Source organism: Indolivaga macrotermitis (genome assembly GCF_900128985.1).
In the GTDB taxonomy this organism is placed as follows: Bacteria; Bacteroidota; Bacteroidia; order Bacteroidales; family Dysgonomonadaceae; genus Dysgonomonas_A; species Dysgonomonas_A macrotermitis.
Genome location: NZ_FQUC01000009.1, coordinates 1 through 13188 on the forward strand (window position 1 = coordinate 1; position 13188 = coordinate 13188).

At 36.5% G+C, this 13188-nt stretch carries 13 protein-coding genes; 11 read left to right on the forward strand and 2 right to left on the reverse strand.

Translation table 11 applies throughout. The features are described 5' to 3' along the window. The first annotated feature begins 221 nt into the window (after nucleotides 1–221). Nucleotides 222–692 (forward strand): GNAT family N-acetyltransferase, encoded by a 471-nt coding sequence (locus BUC12_RS12185; RefSeq protein ID WP_062179650.1) that lies wholly within the window; start codon nucleotides 222–224, stop codon nucleotides 690–692. Nucleotides 693–694: 2 nt separating this feature from the next. On the opposite strand, the gene BUC12_RS12190 is transcribed toward BUC12_RS12185, so the two are convergent. Then, on the reverse strand, nucleotides 695–1516 hold the full coding sequence (locus tag BUC12_RS12190; RefSeq protein ID WP_062179653.1) for a tetratricopeptide repeat protein: 822 nt from the start codon (nucleotides 1514–1516) through the stop codon (nucleotides 695–697). 268 nt (nucleotides 1517–1784) lie between these two features. On the opposite strand from BUC12_RS12190, the gene BUC12_RS12195 reads away from it, so the two are divergent. The 4 genes from BUC12_RS12195 to BUC12_RS12210 all read left to right on the forward strand — a co-directional run bounded on the left by BUC12_RS12195 (nucleotide 1785) and on the right by BUC12_RS12210 (nucleotide 7105). Continuing rightward, nucleotides 1785–2861 carry an aldose epimerase family protein gene (locus tag BUC12_RS12195; protein ID WP_062180003.1) on the forward strand — a complete coding sequence of 359 codons (1077 nt, stop codon included), beginning with the start codon at nucleotides 1785–1787 and terminating at the stop codon, nucleotides 2859–2861. Between the two features lie 33 nt (nucleotides 2862–2894). Then, nucleotides 2895–4235 (forward strand): MFS transporter, encoded by a 1341-nt coding sequence (locus BUC12_RS12200; protein WP_062179656.1) that lies wholly within the window; start codon nucleotides 2895–2897, stop codon nucleotides 4233–4235. 342 nt (nucleotides 4236–4577) lie between these two features. Beyond that, a complete protein-coding gene (locus BUC12_RS12205; protein WP_062179659.1) occupies nucleotides 4578–6608 on the forward strand; it encodes a transketolase family protein in 2031 nt (676 codons plus the stop codon). Nucleotides 6609–6637: 29 nt separating this feature from the next. After that, entirely contained in the window at nucleotides 6638–7105 is a 468-nt protein-coding gene (locus tag BUC12_RS12210; protein ID WP_062179662.1) for an RpiB/LacA/LacB family sugar-phosphate isomerase, read from the forward strand. 49 nt (nucleotides 7106–7154) lie between these two features. Here the strand turns inward: BUC12_RS12210 and BUC12_RS12215 are convergent, their stop codons facing one another. Beyond that, nucleotides 7155–7892: a hypothetical protein gene (locus BUC12_RS12215; protein WP_062179665.1), complete on the reverse strand. Its 738-nt coding sequence runs from the start codon at nucleotides 7890–7892 to the stop codon at nucleotides 7155–7157. 142 nt (nucleotides 7893–8034) lie between these two features. On the opposite strand from BUC12_RS12215, the gene rfbA reads away from it, so the two are divergent. The 6 genes from rfbA (at nucleotide 8035) to BUC12_RS12245 (ending at nucleotide 13112) form a co-directional block, all read left to right on the forward strand. Beyond that, entirely contained in the window at nucleotides 8035–8898 is an 864-nt protein-coding gene (gene rfbA / locus BUC12_RS12220; protein ID WP_062179667.1) for a glucose-1-phosphate thymidylyltransferase RfbA, read from the forward strand. Between the two features lie 56 nt (nucleotides 8899–8954). After that, complete coding sequence (locus BUC12_RS12225; RefSeq protein WP_062179670.1) at nucleotides 8955–9704, forward strand: glycoside hydrolase family 25 protein; 750 nt, start codon at nucleotides 8955–8957, stop codon at nucleotides 9702–9704. A 12-nt stretch (nucleotides 9705–9716) separates the two neighbouring features. Then, nucleotides 9717–10730, forward strand: a complete 1014-nt coding sequence (locus tag BUC12_RS12230; RefSeq protein WP_062179674.1) for a S41 family peptidase — start codon at nucleotides 9717–9719, stop codon at nucleotides 10728–10730. Nucleotides 10731–10737: 7 nt separating this feature from the next. Further along, nucleotides 10738–11304, forward strand: a complete 567-nt coding sequence (locus BUC12_RS12235) for a LemA family protein (protein WP_062179677.1) — start codon at nucleotides 10738–10740, stop codon at nucleotides 11302–11304. Nucleotides 11305–11408: 104 nt separating this feature from the next. Continuing rightward, nucleotides 11409–12452 (forward strand): DUF3137 domain-containing protein, encoded by a 1044-nt coding sequence (locus BUC12_RS12240; protein ID WP_062179680.1) that lies wholly within the window; start codon nucleotides 11409–11411, stop codon nucleotides 12450–12452. A gap of 114 nt (nucleotides 12453–12566) precedes the next feature. Next, nucleotides 12567–13112 carry a 30S ribosomal protein S16 gene (locus BUC12_RS12245; RefSeq protein WP_062179683.1) on the forward strand — a complete coding sequence of 182 codons (546 nt, stop codon included), beginning with the start codon at nucleotides 12567–12569 and terminating at the stop codon, nucleotides 13110–13112. Nucleotides 13113–13188: the final 76 nt, after the last annotated feature.

Genomic DNA, 13188 nt, shown 5'->3' on the forward strand with positions numbered 1-13188 from the left:
ATGGTACTGCAGTTTTGTGGGAGAGTAGGTAACCGCCATCTTTTTTATAACAAAGTCCCGTAAGTATAATAACTTACGGGACTTTATTGTTTATACATCCCCCCCCAAAAATATATCCTCACGTTGGATACGATAATAGAGATTATTAAAACAATTGATATTTGTTGGAGATATCTAAGAAAATTATTGACCATTTATAATTTATAACTTACATTTATCCGATGAAAGTTTTAAAATATAATAAAACGTATAAAGATCAGGTCTTAGAATTGTTGAATCTCAATACCCCTGAGTATTTTGCTCCTGAAGAAAGAGACGATCTGATTTACTACTTAAATAATTTTACAGATAATTATTTTGTAATTGAAGACGAAGAGAATACTATTTTATTAGGTTGTGGAGGTTATAATATTACAGATGATCTCAGAACAGCCCGTATATCCTGGGATATTATCCATCCGGTGGCTCAACGAAAGGGAGTTGGCAGCCTGTTAACTAATTATAGACTAAACGAAATAATAAAAATCTCTACAGTCGAAATCGTTTCTGTAAGAACTTCACAGTTAGTTTATCCTTTTTACGAAAGGTTTGGCTTAGAATTAAGAGAAGTAGTTCCTGACTTTTGGGCTAAAGGGTTTGATATGTACCGTTTAGACTGTAAAGTTACAGACCTTAGGATTAAAATAAAATAAGCTTATTTACATTTAAGTAGATACTCTTTTATTAATGTAGCATCGGCTCCAAGTTCCTGCGCTTTCTGAAAATCTTGTTTTGCGCTTAATTTGTCAAATTGCTGTAAGTAAAGCTGACCTCTTAATATATATAATAAAGGATCGTCATAACCAAGTTCTTTAGCCTTGTTCAGGTCATCTTTGGCTCTTGATAATTTTTTCAGTTGAATATAACATTCTGCTCTATTAATATAGAAAACGGGTTGACTTTTATATTTATAAATAAGGTCAGTGTATTTTTCTTCTGCACCGCTCCAGTCTCCTTTTGTTTTTAAAAGGAAGGCAAGGCTACTTTGTGCCTGTATATTGTTAGGTGCTACTTTTAAGACATGCTCGAAATCATCTTCAGCTGCAAGCCAGTTCTTTTCTGTCATATGAATAAGCCCTCTGCTATAAAGTGCATCAATATTGTCTTCGTCAATAGCAAGAATCAGAGTATAATCGCGTTTAGCAGCTTGTAAGCTATCTATTTCACAAAATAATGCAGCTCTATTTTGCAAGGCAAATACAGCTTTTGGGTATTTGGATAGGGCAGAATTGTAAGAAATCAGAGCTTCTTGTACTTTACCCTGCTTTCGTTGTATAGTGCCTAGATTAGATAGAAGAAGGATATTTCCTTGATTGGCAGGTTCTTTTCGCAGGGCTTCTTTCAATGTAGCTTCAGCCGCAGCATATTCGTTTGCTTCGATATAATCTAATGATTTCGATACAAGTTCTTCATATGTCTGAGAGAAGGAAGAAAAAGAAATAAAAAGCGCTATAACAAAGAGAAAATATCTATTCATTCTAAATTTTATTTGTAAATTTACTACAATATCCTGCAAATGTATGCTATTATAGGCATAACTGTTTATTGCAGTTGATATAAAGAATCAAAAATAGTGTTTAGAGATGTTATGCATATCTCTGACTAGATGTAATATGAAGTTAAGGTGATCTGATTTGTGTTATAGAACATCTTTTTTTTTGATGTACCGACCAATAGTCATTGTTATTTTTACATACAGAAATATATCATTGATTCGAAAAAACTTTAAAGTAAAAGATATGAATATGTACCCTGAAAAAACAAAATCTGGTTTAATTGTATCCGAATTTGAGAAAGTGATAGATGGTAAACATACATCTCTTTATATTCTCCAGAATAAGAATGGAGCGGAGTTATTAATCTCTAATTATGGAGCAAGGATAGTTTCCCTGATAGTGCCGGATAAAGGAGGGAATTGGATAGATGTTGTAACAGGGCATAATAATATAGAAGAGTATCTGAAATCAGAAGAACCATACTTCGGTGCGGTATGTGGACGTACAGCCAATCGTATAGCAAAAGGCAAATTTACGTTGGATGGCAAAGAATATACTTTAGCTATAAATAATGGGCCAAACAGCTTGCATGGTGGGCTAAAGGGGTTCAATTCGGTTGTTTGGGGAGCAACTCAAACCGATCAGAAAACATTGGTACTTCATTATTTGTCGAAAGATGGCGAGGAAGGTTTTCCCGGTAACTTACACGTAACGGTTACTTATACGCTGACAGATAATAATGAAGTAGTTATTAAATACGAAGCAAAAACAGACAAAACTACTATTCTGAATTTAACTAATCATGCATATTTTAATCTGTCCGGAGCTGGAGACCCTTCTGTTGCAGATCATTTATTGACTATTCATGCAGAAGAATATCTCCCTACAGATGAAACAGCAATACCATATGGTAAAGCTGAAAAAGTAAAAGGTACTCCAATGGACTTTACGAAAAATCAGAGTATCGGTTCGCGAATATCTGAAGACTTCCAACAATTGATTTGGGCAAGAGGATACGATCATACTTATATCCTGGATAAAAAAGAAGGGCAGAATGCTTTGGCTGTTAAATGTTATTCTCCTAAGACGGGGATTGAGATGGATATTTATACAGATCAACCCGGAGTTCAGTTATACACAGGAAACTGGATGACAGGTAATTTTGTAGGTAAAAACGGACGAAAATACCCATCGCAAAGTGCAGTTTGTTTTGAAACACAACATTTTCCAGATAGTATCCACAACTCCGATTATCCTTCAATAATTTTGAAACCTGAGGACAAATTCGAAAGTATTACTACATTTGCATTTTCAGTAAAGAAGTAAAGATTAAATATTTTAATAATAAAAACTGATTTTATGACTACTAATGAACCCCAAAAGCAAAAGGGAAATCTCATTGCTATTATTACGATGATTTTTCTTTTTGCGATGATCTCGTTTGTGACCAATCTTGCGGCTCCTATCGGAGTTATTTGGAAAAATCAACCAGCCTTTGCCGGATCTAACTTCTTAGGAATGTTAGGTAACCTGATGAACTTTGCGGCATATCTCTTTATGGGGATACCGGCAGGTAAATTATTGACCAAAATTGGTTATAAAAAAACCGCCCTTATTGCTATCGCAGTAGGTCTTTTAGGTGTATTCACTCAATATTTATCAGGAGTTGTTGGTGTTGGAGCCGAACTATTCGGGCTTCCAGCTAATTTCTTTGTGTATCTGCTAGGTGCTTTCATTGCCGGATTCTCTGTTTGTATGTTGAATACAGTAGTAAATCCTATGCTTAACCTGTTAGGTGGCGGAGGTAATAAAGGTAACCAATTGATGCAGCTAGGTGGAACCTTTAATTCATTGGCAGGAACAGTTACTCCAATGTTTGTAGGTGCACTTATCGGACAAATTACAGTTAATACAGCTATTACTGACGTAAATCCGGTATTGTTTATGGCAATGGCAGTATTTGCAGCTGCTTTTGTTATATTATCTTTCATTCCGATTAAAGATCCGCATGAAAAGAAACATACCGAAACTCAGGTAGCAGATAAATACAGCCCGTGGAATTTCCGCCATTTTGTATTTGGTGTAATCGGTATATTTATTTATGTCGGTGTTGAGATCGGTATTCCGGGAACATTAAACTTCTATTTATCAGATATTACAGACAAAGGCGCAGGACTTGATCCCGCTAGTGCAGCAAGTATCGGAGGTTTCGTTGCCGGAACATATTGGTTCCTAATGCTTGTTGGCCGTTTCTTGGGTAGCTTGATCGGTGGTAAAGTATCGAGTAAAATGATGTTGACAAGCGTTTCTGCGGTAGGTATTATATTAGTGCTTTTAGCTATGTTCCTTCCTAAAGAAGTAACATCTTCTATGCCAGTATTTACAGGTTCATCATTTGCGATGACACAAGTTCCGTTAAGTGCTTTGCTACTTGTTCTATGTGGACTATGCACATCTATTATGTGGGGTGGTATTTTCAACCTTGCAGTAGAAGGCTTAGGGAAATATGTTGCAGCTGCATCAGGTATATTTATGATGATGGTTGTCGGTGGAGGAATCCTTCCGCTGTTCCAAAACTTTGTTGCTGATAAAGTAGGATATATGGGTAGCTATTGGGTAATATTTGCCGGATTAGCATATCTATTGTTTTATGCTCTTATCGGTTCTAAGAATGTAAATAAAGATATTCCTGTAGAATAATTCAGAATATCTTAATATATAATAAACAGCTGCACAAAATACCATGTGTAGCTGTTTTTACATATATATAAAATTTATATGAATTAATGTAGAAAAAATAATTACATAAAGATGTATATTAGTACTTTGACTGATAGTGTCTTATTAATGAAGATAATATATAAGTAAAATACAGGAACTTACATATTGATTATTTTATACTTCAATTTTACTTGCTTTATATTCCATATTTTCTTTATTTTTGTAATAAGGGTATTAATGTTATCTGTACACTTATTTTTTTCTGTTAAATTTACAAACTAAAAAGAAATTTAAATATTAGATATACTTATCTTATTAATCATGAATGACATAAAAGTACTAAACAAGGCGGCGGATAATATACGTATTCTTGCTGCGTCGATGGTAGAGAAAGCGAAATCGGGACATCCCGGCGGTGCGATGGGTGGGGCAGACTTTATAAATGTCTTGTTCTCCGAATATCTGGTTTATGATCCTGAGAACCCTCGTTGGGAGGGTCGTGACCGTTTCTTTCTAGATCCGGGTCATATGTCACCAATGTTATACTCTACATTGGCTCTGACTGGAAAGTATTCTATGGACGATTTACAGCAGTTTCGCCAATGGGGAAGTATTACACCCGGTCATCCTGAATTGGACCTGAATCATGGAGTGGAAAATACTTCCGGGCCATTAGGACAAGGTCATACTTTTGCTGTAGGTGCTGCTATTGCTGCAAAATTTTTGAAAGCCCGTTTAGGAAATGTGATGGACCATACAATATATGCTTTTATTTCGGATGGAGGTATACAAGAGGAGATTTCACAAGGTGCAGGACGTATTGCAGGTCATTTAGGCTTGGATAATCTGATCATGTTCTATGATTCGAACGGAATACAGCTATCTACTAAAACAAAAGAGGTAACAGACGAAGATGTAGCTGCTAAATATAAAGCTTGGGGATGGCATGTTATTTCAATAAAGGGAAATGATGCAGCCGAAATACGAAAAGCATTAAATGAAGCTAAAGCCGAAAATAGCCGTCCTACTCTAATTATAGGACATACTATAATGGGTAAAGGTGCAGTAAAAGACGATGGTACAAGCTTCGAAGACCAAACGGCTACTCACGGTATGCCATTGAGTGAAGCTGGAGCCAGTTATGATAAAACAATAGCTAACTTGAATGGCGATCCTAAAAATCCATTCGTTATTTTCCCCGAAGCAAAAGAACTTTATGCTAACAGAGCAAAAGAACTGAAAAGCATTGTTGCTAAAAAACTGGAGGAAAAAGAAAAATGGGCGAAAGAAAATCCTCAACTGGCAGATAAACTGAAACGTTGGTTTGCCGGAGAAGTTCCTCATATCGACTGGGCAGGAATACAGCAAAAGAATGATATTGCTTCACGTGCAGCTTCAGCGGCTGTATTAGGTGTTTTAGCTCAGAATGTAGAGAATATGATCGTTGCATCGGCTGACTTATCTAATTCTGATAAAACAGACGGTTTTCTTAAATATACGCATAGTCTACAGAAGAAGGATTTCTCAGGCGCATTCCTGCAAGTAGGAGTTTGCGAATTAACCATGGCTTGTCTATCAATAGGTATAAGTTTGCATGGTGGCGTTATTCCTGCCTGTGCTACATTCTTTGTATTCTCTGACTATATGAAGCCTGCAATCCGTATGGCAGCCATAATGCAGCAACCTGTGAAATTTATCTGGACACATGATGCTTTCCGTGTGGGAGAAGATGGTCCTACGCATGAGCCTGTTGAACAGGAAGCACAGTTGCGTCTGATGGAAAAACTTAAAAACCATCATAACCAGAATTCGATGCTTGTTTTACGTCCGGGAGACGCCGTAGAAACAACCGTATCATGGAAACTGGCTATGGAAAATACATCTACGCCTACGGGCTTGATCCTTTCCCGTCAGAATATAAAAGACCTTCCTGCTAAAGGTGCTCGTTACGAAGAAGCTTTGCAGACAGCTAAGGGTGCTTATATAGTACATGATACTCCTAATTATGATGTTATATTATTGGCATCCGGGTCGGAAGTTGCTACCTTGGTAGATGGGGCAAAACAGCTGGAAGCAGAAGGAATTAAAACTCGTATTGTTTCGGTTCCGTCCGAAGGGTTATTCCGTAATCAATCTAAAGACTATCAGGATTCTATTCTTCCTGCGGATAAAAAGAAATTTGGATTGACTGCAGGTTTACCCGTTAACCTTTTAGGTTTAGTCGGCGATAGTGGTAAAGTTTGGGGACTTGAAACATTCGGATTCTCGGCACCCTATAAAGTTTTAGATGAAAAACTAGGCTTTACAGGTGATAATGTGTACAAACAAGTAAAAGACTTTTTGAAAAAGTAAAAAGCCTTGGTTATTTAAAATAAACGACAATGACAGGTATCTCTTCATTATTTTCGCAATCCGAAAAGCCTATCGGGATCTGTAGTGATCATGCAGGCTTTGAGATGAAATCATACTTAATCTCTTTATTCGAAGAGAAGGGTATCGTATATAAAGATTTTGGTGCATACTCTGGCGAGAGTTCCGATTATGCAGACTTTGCCCATCCATTAGCTATAGCTGTGGAGAACGGAGAATGTTATCCCGGTATAGGTCTGTGTGGTAGCGGAAATGGTATCAACATTACTCTGAATAAACATCAGGGCGTCAGGGCAGCTCTTTGCTGGACTGAGGAAATTGCCCGTTTAGCCAGAGCGCATAACAATGCAAATGTTTTGGTACTGCCGGCGCGTTTTATATCGCAAGAAGAAGCTTACACTATTTTAGTGCGGTTTCTGAATACTCCATTTGAAGGAGGAAGGCATGAAAGGCGGATAGAAAAGATACCAGTTAAGTAAATACTAAAAAAAGAGCGGCTCAGATAAATAACTGAGCCGCTCTTTTTTGTTATGACATATATATGTAGATGAGAACCTGTACAACTATATTTACAGGATATAGCCAGTATATCCATTTCATAGATTCGCTTCCTAAAATATTACCGGTGATATATTTATCAAGATGATTATATAAAATCTGGCTTAAAGAATTATTGTCATTATTTTGTGCCAAATCATTTTGCATTGCTATAAGGAAATCGCCGAACGGTATTTTTCTGAGAACAAAAATCAAAGCTTTCTGAAAATATTTAGGCAACTTTTTACCATATACTTCAAGCATTATTCCTCCCACATTCAAAGTCTTGTGCAAATCTTTTCCTGTAACTTTATTACTTTTAGAGACAACTATATCGATAATCTTAATGCATACTTTTTGAAAAAAAGGTCGTAAATATTTATAGGCAATATCAATAGTGTTTATAATAAGGTATTTGTACGTAAATAATAGTCCAATAGCCGTAAAAATAATACCAACCAAAACAGCCAGAAATAACCACAAACTACTTAACTCAACTATACTATTATAGTATTTGTAAATATCAATGATAAATAATACAAGGTTGGAAAAGCCGAATAAAAGTAAAACGAGCGAGAATAACCTAATGGCCTTCAAACTTTGTTTAGCTCCGTCTTTCAACAAATCTGATATGGAGATAGATGAATTGTTATCTGTTTTGTTTTCAGAAGTATCTGTGAATGATGTATGATCTTTTTCTATATCCGGAGCTGGTTTGGCATTGTTCATAATATATTCAAGGTTAAAGATTATTAATAAGTCAAATATAGGCAATCATTTTAAAAGTTAAGAAAAAGAATATTGATTTTGAAACTAATATTTTACTATCTCACTGAATATATTAACTTTGTCTTAATATTAAAAACTCAACATGAAAGGAATAATTCTAGCAGGAGGAAGTGCGACACGGCTTTATCCATTATCGAAAGCCATATCAAAACAAATAATGCCTGTCTATGACAAACCGATGATTTATTATCCGTTGTCCACATTAATGCTTGCAGGTATCAGAGAGGTATTGATTATTTCAACACCCCGGGATTTACCGATGTTTAAAGAATTATTAGGATCGGGCGAAGAACTGGGGATGAGATTTGAGTATATAATTCAAGAAAAACCTGATGGTTTGGCACAAGCTTTTGTTTTAGGTGCCCAGTTCCTGAACGGTGAAGCCGGATGTCTGATTCTGGGAGATAATATGTTTTATGGCCAAGGCTTTTCTAAAATGCTCAAGCGGGCAGCTTCAATAGAGAAAGGAGCTTGTATATTTGGCTATTATGTAAAAGATCCGCGTGCATACGGAGTTGTAGAATTCGATAATACAGGAAAGGTTATCTCTTTAGAGGAAAAGCCTGAAAAACCAAAATCGAATTATGCTGTTCCCGGACTCTATTTCTATGATAAGACTGTAACAGAGAAAGCTAAAAATCTGAAACCTTCTCTCCGTGGAGAATATGAAATTACAGACTTGAATAAAGTTTATTTAGGAGAAGGTACATTGCAGGTTGAAATATTCGGACGTGGATTTGCATGGCTCGATACGGGGAATTGTGACAGCTTACTTGAAGCAGGAAATTTTGTTGAAACAATTCAGAACAGACAGGGTTTTTATGTGTCTTGTATCGAAGAAATAGCATGGAGAAATGGCTGGATCGACGATAACCAGTTGACAGTCTTAGGACAAAAGCTGGATAAAACTTCGTACGGAAAATATATTTTAAGTTTATTGTCATAAGTGCAGTAAAGAGAAAATAGAATATTTTGTTATCGGAAATTATATTTTTCCAGTAAATGAGAAAGAAAAAATCAAAACAACAATTAAAGTCGGTTATATGTATTACGACTTTGATTGTTGTTTTTTTATCTTTGGGATATTATTTTTATAAGAAGAACTCGATAGCTAATACCTTCGATAAGAATACAAAGTATTCGGTCAGAGGAATAGATATTTCCCATCATAATCCGATACTGAACTGGATAGAAGTGAAAAATGAAGGTGTTAGTTTTGCTTATATAAAAGCTACGGAGGGGATTACGCATGACGACCGGAATTACCCATATAATTATAAGTTGGCGAAAGAGAATGGAGTGCGAATAGGGTCATACCATTTCTATAACTTCGGAGTATCAGGACGGGAACAGGCAAAGCATTTTATAAAAGTTGCGACATGCGAACCCGGAGATTTATTACCGGCTATAGATGTAGAGCATTCGCCTGCCAATCCGTATAGTAAAGATACATTGTTTGTAAGAAGTGTAATAAAGGAATTAAAGATACTGGAAAACGAATTATATGAATATTATGGACATCATCCGATAATATACACCAATCTGGACTGTTACAAATTATATATAAATAAACAGTTTCCGGATAACCCGATATGGATTAGTTCTTTGAATAAAGAGCCGGGCGATGATATTGAAAACTGGGTGATCTGGCAGTTTTCGCATAAGGGTGAACTAACCAGCCTCGATGGAGACGTAGACCTGAATTATTTCAGGTATACTATCGATAGGATAAGCGAGATATGTTTGCCCTGAAAATAGAATAAGATGAAGAAATATATATATTACCTGTGTTTATTCCCGGTCTTATTTTTCGCATCATGTTTTCATGAAGAAGAATATGATAATACGAAGAGAGATAATTTCGAGCTCCTTTGGAAAACCATGGATGAGAAATATTGCTTTTTCGATTATAAAAATATCGATTGGGACGAAGTGTATACCCGTTATTCAAACAGGATTAGTGAAGATATGTCTCAGGAAGCTTTTTTTGATGTATTAGGTGAAATGTTAGCCGAATTGAAGGATGGGCATGTAAACCTTATTGCCAATCATAATATTTCGCGTTACTGGAAATGGTTTGAAGACTATCCTGATAATTTTGATGAAAAGATACAGAAGAATTATATCGGTACCGATTATTTAATAGCAGGCGGTATGAAATATAAAATACTGGAAGATAATATCGGCTATATCTATTACGAAAGTTTCTCAAGTGGAGTAGGTGAGGCAAACTTAGACCAGATATTAAGCCGGATGTCTATTTGTAATGGTATAATTATCGATATAAGGAATAATGGCGGAGGCTTACTTACCAATGTAGAGAAGATAGCCGGACGTTTCTTCGAAGAAAAGACATTGGTAGGATATATTATGTATAAGACAGGAAAAGGACATAATAGTTTTTCCGAGCCGTATCCCCGGTATATCAGTCCCTCCAGCAGAGTAAGATATCAAAAGAATGTGGTGGTGCTGACAAACAGGAGTTGTTACAGTGCCGCAAACGATTTTGTGAATGCCATGACATATGCACCTAATGTCACAATTATAGGAGATAAGACAGGAGGGGGAAGCGGTTTGCCTTTTTCATCGGAATTGATGAACGGATGGTCTGTGAGATTCTCTTCGTCTCCGATGTTGAATGCTTCGAAAGAACAAATCGAATTCGGGATCGATCCAGATATAAAGGTAGATATGGCAAGTGAAGATATACTTCTGGGGATAGATACGATTTTGGAGACAGCTCGAATTTTTTTGAATAAGAACAATTATATAAATTAAATTAGTTATGGGATTTGGATTAATAGCAACACTTGGCGCGATTGTACTGATCGTAATAATAATTATCAGTATACGCAATAGCCTAATCGGGAAGAAAAATAAGGTCGAGTATGCAAATGGTGCAGTTGATGCCATGTTTAAACAACGTTACGACCTGATACCTAACCTTGTGGCTTCGGTTAAGCAGTATATGCAACATGAGAGCGGTCTTTTGGAACGTTTAGTGCAATTACGTTCGCAGGCGCAGCAACCGAACCTGAGCGAACAGCAACGCAACAACCTCAATAATGAATTGGATCATGCTCTTAAAACATTTAATATTTCGGTAGAGAACTATCCGAACCTGAAAGCCAGTGAGCAATTTAGTAGATTACAGGCATCTTTGAACGAATGTGAGGGACAATTAGCTGCAGCGCGCCGGACTTATAATGCTGCAGTAATGGAATATAATAACGCTATAGAGATGTTCCCTTCCAGTATATTTGCCTCGCAGATGGGATATGTGAGAAAAGAAATGATCACAGCCAGCGAACAGGAGCAGGTTAACCCGAATGTAGGAAATCTGTTTCAATAAGTTTGAATGAATAATGATTCATAAATATTTATGCCAATTATTAGATATTCTGGATCTTGAAGAAATCCTTTAGACAAGGTAAAACAACAACACTTATACCCACTATGGCAACTAATTCTTTATTGACAAACCTGTCTCAAAGGGTTGATGATCTGAACTTCAGGTTGAAATATATATTACAACCACTGGAAGAGTCGCGTCTGAAAATCAAAAAGCGAAGACAAATACTTTGGATGACTTTTTGGGGTGTATTTCTTATTGTAGCACTATTAACCATACTTTTATTACCCCTCAATATGGGAGTATCTCTTCCCGTTCCTGTCATATATATTATAGCCATTATACTTTTTACAATTCCGGTTGGTATAATATATTTTATAATATTCGCTTTTTGGATTTTTCCGAAAGACAGAGAATTACAGGGATTATTTCATTCGCAAGTTATTCCACATATCCTTTCGGAGTTTTTATCGGATGCCCGTTTTATCCACGAGGGGTGTGTTTCGGAAAGTGAATATGTACATTCTGATATTTTTAGAAAAAGAATTGATAGGTATTCCGGAGATAATCAGACTAGCGGTTTATTAGGAGAAACGAAAGTGAAGTTTTCGCGTCTGCATACCGAATATAAAACCGAAAGCAGGGGTAAGAACGGACAAAAGCAGACCCACTGGCATACAATCTTCGAAGGTGTTCTGCTGATCGCTGATTTTAATAAGAATACGCAAGGACGTACCTTTATCCTGAAAGATTCAGCCGAAAAAATGTTTGGCGGAATCGGACGCTGGATGCAGGATAAATTCGGGTCGTCGGGTCGTGGCGAAATGGTGTATCTGGAAGATGTTGGTTTCGAAAAAGAATATGTTGTATATTCCGATGATGCTGTTGAAGCCCGTTATTTATTGACTCCATCTATGCAGGAATGTTTTGTCGATTTGTCGAAATACTTCGGTTCGGGAAATGTATCTGCATCCATAATCAACGGAAAGTTGTATCTGGCATTGAGCGGAAAATTTGAACTGTTCTCATTTAAGCGAAAGAAATCATTAATGGAATCCGATACAATTAAATATTATGCCGAAAATCTGTTCAGGGTTCTTAAAGTGGTAGAAATATTAGACCTCAATACCCGTATATGGGGAAGGTAAATAAAAAATATTCGAAAGAAAGGGTTTATTGCTCATAATCGGAAAGTTATTTGTATCTTAGCACCCGCTAATAAATAATTATGCATTAATTAAAAATTAACAAAAACAGAAGAAATGGCTACAAAGATCCGTTTACAAAGAAGAGGACGTAAAGATTATCCTTTCTATCAAATCATTATTGCAGATAGCAGAGCTCCACGTGATGGTAAGTTTATTGAGAAGGTTGGTTCATACAACCCAAACACTAATCCTGCTACAATTACGTTAGACTTCGACAGAGCTTTGTATTGGTTACAAGTTGGTGCTCAACCTACCGACACTGTACGTAACATTCTTTCAGACGAAGGTGTTCTTATGAAGAAACACTTACTGGGTGGGGTTACTAAAGGTGCATTTACTGAGGCTGACGCTGAAACTAAGTTCCAGGCATGGAAAGATTCTAAAGATAAATCTGTAGAATCTGCAAAGAACAAAAATGCAGAATCTGCTGCAAGCAAAGCGAAAGCCCGCCACGAAGCAGAAATTGCTGCTAATAAAGCGAAAGCTGATGCTGTAGCTCAGAAGAAAGCAGAAGCCGCTGCTGCTCAGGCAGAAGCTGTTGTTGCTGACGAAGCTGCCGCTGAACCAGCTGCAGAAGCAGAAACAACTCCGGAAGCTTAATTCTGCACCGGGAACAAAAGAGAATATATAGTTACAGAATTGATTATATATTGCACAAAAGAGACTCTATAATTAT

What these genes read in the sequence shown, in the direction of transcription:
- BUC12_RS12185 (WP_062179650.1), top strand. Translation starts at nt 222, where the DNA reads ATGAAAGTTTTAAAATATAATAAAACGTATAAAGATCAGGTCTTAGAA.
- BUC12_RS12190 (WP_062179653.1), bottom strand. Translation starts at nt 1,516, where the DNA reads ATGAATAGATATTTTCTCTTTGTTATAGCGCTTTTTATTTCTTTTTCT.
- BUC12_RS12195 (WP_062180003.1), top strand. Translation starts at nt 1,785, where the DNA reads ATGTACCCTGAAAAAACAAAATCTGGTTTAATTGTATCCGAATTTGAG.
- BUC12_RS12200 (WP_062179656.1), top strand. Translation starts at nt 2,895, where the DNA reads ATGACTACTAATGAACCCCAAAAGCAAAAGGGAAATCTCATTGCTATT.
- BUC12_RS12205 (WP_062179659.1), top strand. Translation starts at nt 4,578, where the DNA reads ATGAATGACATAAAAGTACTAAACAAGGCGGCGGATAATATACGTATT.
- BUC12_RS12210 (WP_062179662.1), top strand. Translation starts at nt 6,638, where the DNA reads ATGACAGGTATCTCTTCATTATTTTCGCAATCCGAAAAGCCTATCGGG.
- BUC12_RS12215 (WP_062179665.1), bottom strand. Translation starts at nt 7,892, where the DNA reads ATGAACAATGCCAAACCAGCTCCGGATATAGAAAAAGATCATACATCA.
- rfbA (WP_062179667.1), top strand. Translation starts at nt 8,035, where the DNA reads ATGAAAGGAATAATTCTAGCAGGAGGAAGTGCGACACGGCTTTATCCA.
- BUC12_RS12225 (WP_062179670.1), top strand. Translation starts at nt 8,955, where the DNA reads ATGAGAAAGAAAAAATCAAAACAACAATTAAAGTCGGTTATATGTATT.
- BUC12_RS12230 (WP_062179674.1), top strand. Translation starts at nt 9,717, where the DNA reads ATGAAGAAATATATATATTACCTGTGTTTATTCCCGGTCTTATTTTTC.
- BUC12_RS12235 (WP_062179677.1), top strand. Translation starts at nt 10,738, where the DNA reads ATGGGATTTGGATTAATAGCAACACTTGGCGCGATTGTACTGATCGTA.
- BUC12_RS12240 (WP_062179680.1), top strand. Translation starts at nt 11,409, where the DNA reads ATGGCAACTAATTCTTTATTGACAAACCTGTCTCAAAGGGTTGATGAT.
- BUC12_RS12245 (WP_062179683.1), top strand. Translation starts at nt 12,567, where the DNA reads ATGGCTACAAAGATCCGTTTACAAAGAAGAGGACGTAAAGATTATCCT.